This is a genomic window from Fodinibius roseus, from assembly GCF_900129315.1.
Classification (GTDB): Bacteria; Bacteroidota; Rhodothermia; order Balneolales; family Balneolaceae; genus Fodinibius; species Fodinibius roseus.
In genome coordinates, this window is the sequence record NZ_FQUS01000025.1 from 59,454 (window position 1) to 67,655 (window position 8,202).

General features: G+C 33.4%; 8 protein-coding genes. All 8 read left to right on the forward strand.

The features are described 5' to 3' along the window. The first annotated feature begins 2 nt into the window (after positions 1-2). Complete coding sequence (locus tag BUB16_RS18030; protein ID WP_073067672.1) at positions 3-1,067, forward strand: N-acetylneuraminate synthase family protein; 1,065 nt, start codon at positions 3-5, stop codon at positions 1,065-1,067. A 6-nt stretch (positions 1,068-1,073) separates the two neighbouring features. Then, positions 1,074-1,868: a cytidylyltransferase domain-containing protein gene (locus BUB16_RS18035; RefSeq protein ID WP_073067674.1), complete on the forward strand. Its 795-nt coding sequence runs from the start codon at positions 1,074-1,076 to the stop codon at positions 1,866-1,868. A 38-nt stretch (positions 1,869-1,906) separates the two neighbouring features. Beyond that, positions 1,907-3,286 (forward strand): hypothetical protein, encoded by a 1,380-nt coding sequence (locus BUB16_RS18040; protein ID WP_139240371.1) that lies wholly within the window; start codon positions 1,907-1,909, stop codon positions 3,284-3,286. Next, positions 3,286-3,984, forward strand: coding sequence for a CatB-related O-acetyltransferase (locus BUB16_RS18045; protein ID WP_073067678.1), 699 nt, complete (start codon positions 3,286-3,288; stop codon positions 3,982-3,984). Before BUB16_RS18040 ends, BUB16_RS18045 begins: the two co-directional genes overlap by 1 nt. Positions 3,985-4,079: 95 nt before the next feature. Further along, positions 4,080-5,063 carry a sulfotransferase family protein gene (locus BUB16_RS18050; RefSeq protein ID WP_073067679.1) on the forward strand — a complete coding sequence of 328 codons (984 nt, stop codon included), beginning with the start codon at positions 4,080-4,082 and terminating at the stop codon, positions 5,061-5,063. 137 nt (positions 5,064-5,200) lie between these two features. Next, positions 5,201-6,310 carry a glycosyltransferase family protein gene (locus BUB16_RS18055; protein WP_073067681.1) on the forward strand — a complete coding sequence of 370 codons (1,110 nt, stop codon included), beginning with the start codon at positions 5,201-5,203 and terminating at the stop codon, positions 6,308-6,310. A 67-nt stretch (positions 6,311-6,377) separates the two neighbouring features. Continuing rightward, positions 6,378-7,595 carry a glycosyltransferase family 4 protein gene (locus BUB16_RS18060; RefSeq protein ID WP_073067682.1) on the forward strand — a complete coding sequence of 406 codons (1,218 nt, stop codon included), beginning with the start codon at positions 6,378-6,380 and terminating at the stop codon, positions 7,593-7,595. A gap of 86 nt (positions 7,596-7,681) precedes the next feature. Then, a partial coding sequence (locus tag BUB16_RS18065) for a transposase (RefSeq protein ID WP_170864459.1) occupies positions 7,682-8,202 on the forward strand: 521 nt, incomplete at its 3' end.

Here is an 8,202-nt window from a genome sequence, read left to right on the forward strand (position 1 = left end):
TTATGTTACCACAAAATGAACCTTATTTAATTGGAGAAACTGCCTTTCATCATGAAGGGGATGTAGATTTTTTACGAGACTTAATAGCCAAAGGAGTTGAGGCAGGGATCGATGCTATAAAATGTCATCTGTTATTAGATATAGATGACTATATGGTTGGGTCTCATAAAGCAATAGAAAAGCTAGAGGAGATGTGTATTCCGGAAGATCAATGGAATGAAACTCTGGATTTTATTAAAACTATGAATATTGATCCTATATTTTTGTGCAATGATGTGGCTTCCTTTGATTGGGTAATTCAAAATGGCGAGCAAATTCAAGCAGCTGAAATACATGCCACGGGTATTAATGATGTATTTTTACTTGAGAAGGCTGCTGAATTTAGAGGTACTATTATTCTTGGTGCCGGGGGGTCTACTATTGACGAAATTGAATTTGCTGTTGATTTTCTTAAAAAGAGAGAACAGGATGATATTTTTTTGATGCATGGTTTCCAAAATTATCCGACGGATTATAGAGATGTCATTTTTTCAAAAATGGATATTTTAAATAAAGTCTTTAAACTCCCAGTGGGATATGCGGACCATACTGATCCAGAAGATGAGCTAAATGAGTATATATCATGCCTACCGCAATCCTCTGGCTATAACACTCTTGAAAAACATTTTACTCCCTTGCCACATGAAGAAAGAATTGATTCACAAGCTGCAGTTAGTGTGAAGCAACTGAAAAATATTCGCGAATTGATGGATATGGTTTGGCAGACCAATGGTATCGATGCTCCATTAAAAATGTCTGAGGCTGAGAAAAATTATGGTGATGTTGGGCCTATGAAAAAAGCTCTTGTTGCAAGGAATGATCTGGAAAAAGGGACTGAAATAACAATAGAAGACCTCGCCTATAAAAGAACGAATAACAGTGTGCCTATTAAACAAAATGATATATATAATTTCATTGGAGCAAAAACAACAGATTATGTTTCCAAAGATACTCCACTCACTTACAATAATGTAAAGTATCGTTTTGAGAAAGGAGATATATCACAATTTAAATTAGACGAAGATTAAGGAATAATGAAAATAGGTTTTTTAATAACAGCTCGTCTAAAATCAACAAGACTTCCTTTAAAATTATTAATGGATTTGAATGGAAAGCCTATTGTTGTAAGAGTCATTGAAAGAGCCCAAAAGGTTTATAACATCGATGATATAATTCTTTGTACATCTACGAATAAGCAAGATAAACCTTTAACTGATATAGCTTTAAAAAGCAATATTCACTATTACCTTGGTAGTGAAGAAGATGTATTGAAACGTTTGACAGATGCCAGCAATTTTTATGGTTTAGATTATGTATTATCGATTACTGGTGAAAATCCTCTTTTCTCTGTGACACATGCAAATCGAGTGGTTGATACAATTATCGAAGAAGAACCGGATTTTACTTATTTAGAAGGTTTGCCTATCGGCTGTGGTGTTAGTGGCATTAAGGTTAAGGCTTTAGAGGTGATTTGTAAGATAAAAAAAGTAATTGATACAGAGATATGGGGACCCCTAATTAATCAGCCATCGATTTTTGATGTGCATAAGATTGTAGTCAATGAATTTTATCGGAAGCCTGATTTAAGAATCACAACTGATTATATAGAAGACTATCAGTTTATAAATACGTTATTTAGTCACTTTGAACCTGATGATATCCCTTCTTTGGCTTCTATTATGGAATTGCTAGATACTCATTCAGAATATTTGGAAATACATAAGGAACGAGAGCAGGAAGAATTATCTGAAAATAAATTGAGTGAGATTAAATCATTTTATATTAACAACAAAGATCAAGTAGAAGAAATAAAGAATTCTATCTATTAAAAATATATTAAGCTGGTTTAGCTAGGTAAATAATTCTTTTGAAAGGATTTATGATTCTAAGTAGAAGTGATCTTCGTGATCTTATCAATAAAATTGAAAACGATTACTCCGTAACAGAGTGGAAACATAATGGTTATTATATATGGCCTGTTCTGCGTATTCAACTATACTTAATGTTAACAAAAAAGGATGAAAAAGATAACAGAGTTAATGCTGCAAAGAAAAATCGTTTAAAGAATGTTTTTGAATTAATAAGAGGGGCCTCTGTTTCTGTAGTAGATTATCTTAAACTAGAAAGAAATTATGAGAGTATTTATTGTGGTGCTCCTAGTCACCGGGTTAATTATCAAGGGCTATGTTATAACCGATACTTCGATTATTTAATGGATAAAGAATCTGCTAAGACTTTATTAATGGAGCGAAATGCAAGGACCAAGGCTGGTTATTATAAACCAGGACGGGTGATATTGATTTCTGATTTATTAAAGTGTCATCGATTAGATCTAAAGGCAGGTGATTTTGTAGGTCGCATAAACAAGTATGTGAAAAGATTCGAAGAAATAATAAAAAAAGAGAATTTGGAAATCAGTAATTACGCTTCTCAAGCTACTCGATATATTTCCAATGTTGAACGAGCAGTTTCTTTTTTTAAAAAATTCCTTCAAAAAACTAATCCAGAGAAAGTATATGAGCTTTGTTATTATTCTACCAGTTTATTGGGGCTTAATATTGCCGCTGATCAATTCGATATAAAAACAATCGATGTACAGCATGGGCCTCAAGGAGAGCAACACTTAGCTTATGGTTCATGGCATTCTGTACCTAAAGAGGGATACGAGGCAATTCCTGATGAATTTCATACATGGGATAAATCTTCCGAAAATACTATTCGCAATTGGACTGATACAACGCAAAAACATACTGCCAAGTGTAAGGGTAATCCTTGGGTAGAAGGATGGAAAAGAGGAGAATTTAGTTCAAGTGGATATCAGTATCCTGAGAATTTAGTACTGTATACCTTGCAACCGGTCAAGAACCCTTTAGAAGGATATTTACTTGAAACAATTAAAAAAACTTCAAATAAATGGAATTGGTGGCTTCGCATTCATCCTAGGCAAAAAGGAGAATTAGATAGTTTGAAAAATAAACTACATGAGCATAAATTGCTTGAAGCAGTCAATATTGATGACGCTTCCGAACTTCTTTTACCAGAAATTTTGCTCAATACAAAAGTTCATTTGACAAAATTCTCGGGTTGTGCTATTGAAGCGTATCAATTCGGAATACCTACAATTATTTTAGATGAGATAGGAGAAGAGGTATTTAAGGATTACTTCGGAAAAGAGAATATGAGTAGCTATACGGGGGAAAAATCAGATATTTTGATCCAAAAATTAATTACTTACATCTCAAATTAATGTCTTTAAAGTCACTAATTCAAAAAGCTATTGGTTTTTTAGCCTCTGTTCTTTCTAAGGGTAATGACATTCAATTAGATGCTGGTTATGAGCTTCCTGATTTCATAAAAATGAGAGGAGCCACATTGCGTGGAAGAATTACAATTCAAGGGGGTTGTAAAATTCAGGATGGTGTAACTATTGCAGCTGGTAGTCCGGTTAAGATTGGTCGCTATACCTCTTTAAATGGTCCTTCAACTAAAATAAGATGTGAAATTAATAAAGTGATAATTGGTAGCTTTTGTTCGATTGCCCGACAAGTGTCAATACAGGAATTTAATCATAGGTATGATGGTTTAACTACCTATCATATTTTTAAAAATGTTTTTAATGAAGGAGTAGAAAAAGATATTGAATCAAGTGGTGCAATTGTTATTGGGAATGACGTATGGATAGGGGCGAATGCATCTATTCTTTCAGGAGTTACTTTAGGGCATGGAGCAATCATAGCCGCGAATAGTGTTGTTACTAAGGACGTGCCTGAATATGCTATTGTTGGCGGAATACCTGCAAAGACAATTAAAATGAGATTTAATCAATCTATAATTGATCGTTTATTGAAGTTAAAATGGTGGGATTGGGATATTAAAAAAATTAAAAAAAATCGTCATTTATTTGAGGAGGCACTGACATTGGAAAAAATAGATCAAATAAAATGATTGAGTTTAAATAAAAGGTCTTAGATACGAGTAAATAACTTCGTTAAGATAAGCATGGGTAAATGCCTTGAAGAAATTGAATTGTACTATCATATATGTCTGATAAACAAATATTTATTGTAGGAACTGGTCGATCTGGGACTTCAATTTTAAAAAAGATCCTAAACCATCATTCAAAAATATATACATATCCTAAGGAACTTCGTTTTATATCTGATACTGATGGTCTCATAGACTTAAGAAGGGCATTGACAACAGATTGGAATCCTCATAACACTAGCAGCACTATTAAAAATTTTGTAACCCTTTTGACGAGAGATTTGTTTATGACTAACTTGCCTGACAGGATATTGAACTGGCTATTTGTAAATGTTTTTTCTGGATCCGGAAAAAAATATAGTAATGTTACTATAAAGGATTTTATACCTATCGGACATATAAAAAAATGTTTGGATCTATTCTTAAATAACTTAGGCATAGAAATAATATCTGGCTATTGGTATGGTTCAAAATCCTACCAATTAAAACCAAAACTTTATTTTAGCCGACCCTTAACTACAAATTTTTTTAATAAGGAAGCTGGTAAATTTACCGAGCGTTTACTTTCCTATCCGTTGCAAACGACAGAAGCCTCTTGTTGGTGTGATGATACACCTATGAATATTTTGTATGCGGATTCTTTTCCCCTGATGTTTGAGAATGCTAAAGTCATACATCTATTCAGAAACCCACTAGATGTGGTAGCTTCTTATACTGATCTTGGCCAATCTTGGGCTCCCAGTAATCCCAAGCTTGCGGCATGTTGGGTAGTGGATATATTAAATAGGTGGAAAGAGATAAAAAGAAATCTGCCTCCTCATTGTTTCTTAGAAGTTAAGTATGAATCATTAATTCAAAACCAACAACTGGGATTAAAAAAAATAATGGATTTCTTGGAGCTGGAATACCAAAATTCTTTAATGAATATTCAACTTCATAAGGGTTCGGTTGGTCGGTATAAGGAAGATTTTTCATCTGATCAGCTTATTAAAGTCAAAGAAATATTAAGCCAAGAATTAAAAGATTTTGAACAGTTTTAATTTCTGCTATAATAATATATTAAAACAATATAGGTTTAAGATAAACGAAGATAGCCATCCTTTTTAATACGTAAATATATATAAAATCCTCATGAAGTAGCCTTTTAAATATAATTATTAGTGATATTTTATTTGCTATGAAAAAAATGATCTATTATCATCCGCATTCGATTTCTGAAAATCCCAGTAAAGGGAGTGAATTAAGGCCGAAAAAGATGAAAGAAGCTTTTCAGAATATCGGTTATACAGTCGATCTTGTTGCGGGGAACAGCTTACAGCGAAAAAAGGCTATAAAAAATATAAAAAGTGAGATTAAAAAAGGGGTTTATTATAATTTTTTATATGCGGAATCGTCTAACATGCCTATACCTTTGGCTGATACTCACCATTTTCCTATAAGACTTTTATTAGATTATAATTTTTTTAGATTTTTAAATCAGAATAACATTCCTATAGGCTTTTTTTATCGTGATTTATATTGGCGAGTGGATGAGCTCAAAAAAAAGGTTTCTTATCTCAAGTTTATACCTAAACAAGCATTCCATTGGTTAGAGTGGTATGGAGTAGCAAAAACAGTTAATCACTTGTTCGTGCCAACTAAAAGTATGGCTAAATATTTCCCTACCGATTGGCCTGAGGAACGTTTTAGTGCTCTTTATCCTGGCTGTGAACCCGTCTCATCTAAAATCTCTAAAATTAATTATAAAAATAACAAGCTCAAACTTTTTTATGTGGGGGGGGTTAAGCCCCCATATTATGATTTGACGCCTTTAATTAAAACGGTAAATGAATTGGATGGGTTTGATCTTACGTTGTGTTGTCGCCAAAAAGATTGGGAAGTTGATTCACACTATTATAGTCACTTAAATTTTGACCAAGTCAATATTGTACATGCAAATAGTAGTGAAATAGTTAAGTTTTATATGGAAGCTGATATCTTTTTTGATATTAGAAAGCCTGAAGGTTATTTGCAAAATACTATACCTATAAAGGTTATCGAATCTTTAGGGTATGAAGTTCCACTGCTTTTAATGGATGGGACTGAAGCTGCTGACTTCGTAAAAAGAGAAAATGCGGGATGGATTGTTGAAAATATATATGAGGCAAAAAAGCTTTTAAATAAATTAAGAAAAAATAGAGACAAAATTGTAGATAAGGTTAATCATATTGGAAAAATAAATAAAAAACATACTTGGAAAAAAAGAGCTGAAAAAGCAGGAGGTATTTTAAAAAATAGCGCTGAATAATTAATTTGTTATGTAAACAGGTTAATAATATGCTACTTAAATAACATTATGTTATCAAGACTTATTTATGGCAAAGTTTAATAATGTAAATGAAGATAAAAAAAGAAAAATTCTTTTGATTGGAACGGTGCCACCCGAGGTAGGAAGTTATAACTATGGAGGAGTAGCACGTGTAGTATGGAGACTAGCAAATGCACTTAAAGAGCAAAATATTAATTTTTGTGTTGGTGCTATAGGCAAATACTTCAAAAGCTATCAAGAGAAAAATAATATTAAGATATATGGGATTAGCTTTTCATTAAACTCCTTAATAAGTACTATTTGGGTTTTTCTTAGTAAATATCATTGGTCTTCTGCCCGGTTTTCACTTCGACATTACATAAAATTGTTCCATGCAATTTATTTCTTAAACTCAATAAAGAGAAAAATAAGTTTCGATATTATTCATGTACATCATGTTATTAATCAAATACCTTTAGCAGCAAAATTATTAAATTTAGATGTTAAGATTGTTGCTACAATCCATAGCTACACATCTTTATTAAAGGATAATAATAGACGAGAAATAGATAATATCAATATGCAATTGAGATGTGTACATCACCTCACCCATGTATCTAAACACTTGAGATATGTCGGCATCAGCAAAGGAATAAAGTGGAAATGTGAAGACGAGATTATTTATAATGGGATTAAAATATATTCATTAGAAAAAGCAAAAAGTAACAATCAAATTTGTTTTGTGGGGACAGTTTCTAAAGCTAAGGGTATTGAAAAGTTGATTAGTAGTTTGAAATATATTAATCGGAAAAATTTGCGCTTGATTGTGATAGGAAAGGGAGCGTATATAGATAATATAAAAGAAAAAAAAGAGCAATTTCCCAATGATGTAAAATTATTAGGACAACTAAATCATACCCAAGCTTTGAAGGCTATGGCGGAATCACAAGTGTTGGTTAACCCAAGCAAGAGTGAAAGTTTTGGATTGGTATATTTAGAGGCTTTAAGCGTCGGGACTCCAGTGATTGGATATGGACCAATTTTAAGAGAATTTAAAGAGTATTTGGAAATAAAAGGAGAAATTAAAAAATGGGTAGTAGAATTTGATTTCAAAAAAGAAAATTCTAAGGACCTTGCTAGGAAAATTAGTAATAGTTTACAGATTAAAACATTAAACTACTGTTTAGATAAAAAACAAGAACTGATAAAAGGTAAGATTAAGGAAAAACTATGTTGGGATAAAATTACAGCCAATTATATAAATATATATAAGAAGATAGGATAATGAAAAAAAATATTTCGAGAGTGTAAATCTAACTCTGTCTAAGTTAAATAATTCGTACTTTCAACCTTCACTTAACTTAGACCATCATGACACAAGCAGAATTAGATCAACTACAGAAGAAGGCCCTGGAGCAATTTAAATCCGGGCAGCCGCTGTTTGGCAAAGACGGAGCGTTTGCACCGATGCTCAAGCAGTTTTTAGAAGCGGCCTTGCAGGCGGAGATGGAGGATCATCTGAGCGACCAGCAGCGCCAAGCCGGCAACAAACGCAACGGTAAAGGGGCTAAGACGATCAAAAGCGCCGAAGGAACTTTCCAGATCGAGACCCCCCAAGACCGGCAGATCTCATTTTCTCCACAGATCATCAAAAAGCGGGAGACCATTCTGGCCAATAATCTTGCCGATAAAATCATTGGTCTATATGGGCTGGGGATGAGCCTTCGCGACATCAGTTCTCATATCAGGGAGATGTACGACAGTGAGATCTCCCACACGGTACTCTCGGAGATTACTGACCGGATCATCCCTGAGGTCAAAGCCTGGCAGAACCGCCCGCTGGAGCCAGTCTACTGTATTGTGTGGCTGGATGCAATGCACTACAAAGTGCG

Excerpts from the sequence above, each read along its gene's own strand:
- BUB16_RS18030 (WP_073067672.1), top strand. The coding sequence starts at position 3 with ATGTTACCACAAAATGAACCTTATTTAATTGGAGAAACTGCCTTTCAT.
- BUB16_RS18035 (WP_073067674.1), top strand. The coding sequence starts at position 1,074 with ATGAAAATAGGTTTTTTAATAACAGCTCGTCTAAAATCAACAAGACTT.
- BUB16_RS18045 (WP_073067678.1), top strand. The coding sequence starts at position 3,286 with ATGTCTTTAAAGTCACTAATTCAAAAAGCTATTGGTTTTTTAGCCTCT.
- BUB16_RS18050 (WP_073067679.1), top strand. The coding sequence starts at position 4,080 with ATGTCTGATAAACAAATATTTATTGTAGGAACTGGTCGATCTGGGACT.
- BUB16_RS18055 (WP_073067681.1), top strand. The coding sequence starts at position 5,201 with ATGAAAAAAATGATCTATTATCATCCGCATTCGATTTCTGAAAATCCC.
- BUB16_RS18060 (WP_073067682.1), top strand. The coding sequence starts at position 6,378 with ATGGCAAAGTTTAATAATGTAAATGAAGATAAAAAAAGAAAAATTCTT.